This window comes from Mycobacterium sp. E1214, from assembly GCF_001666755.1.
GTDB lineage: Bacteria > Actinomycetota > Actinomycetes > Mycobacteriales > Mycobacteriaceae > Mycobacterium.
The window spans coordinates 1-584 of the sequence record NZ_LZJC01000121.1; the positions used below are offsets into that span (position 1 = coordinate 1).

Sequence of the window (584 nt, forward strand, 5' to 3'; positions counted from 1 at the left end):
CGCAATCGCCGTGGCGGCACCTCCCGATCGCCGTCTCGCTGCTGAGCCTGGTCCTACTGACGATCGCGCTGGCCACGTCGCTGGTGCTGCTGACCACGGCCATGGCCGGGCCGACGTCCGACATTCGGATCCCGCTGAACCGGGCGGTCGTGATGCTGGTGATCGACGTGTCGGAGTCGATGGCCTCCAACGACGTGCCGCCGTCGCGGCTGGCCGCGGCGAAGGAGGCCGGCAAGCAGTTCGCCGAGCAGCTGACGCCCGCGATCAACCTCGGCCTGGTCGAGTTCGCGGCCAACGCCACGCTGTTGGTGCCCCCGACCACCAATCGGGAGGCCGTCAAGGCGGGCATCGACAGCCTGCAGGCGGCGCCCAAGACCGCGACGGGCGAGGGCCTGTTCACCGCGCTGCAGGCCATCGCGACCGTCGGCTCGGTGATGGGGGGCGGGGACGGTCCGCCGCCGGCGCGGATCGTGCTGGAATCCGACGGCGCCGAGAACGTGCCGCTGGACCCCAACGCCCCGCAGGGCGCCTTCACCGCGGCCCGCGCCGCGAAGTCCGAGGGCGTGCAGATCTCGACGATCTCG

At 72.1% G+C, this 584-nt stretch carries 1 protein-coding gene; it reads left to right on the plus strand.

From position 1 onward, the window contains the following. Positions 1-584 (plus strand): VWA domain-containing protein (locus A5700_RS16430; RefSeq protein WP_156671253.1); only part of this gene is annotated, 584 nt, incomplete at both ends.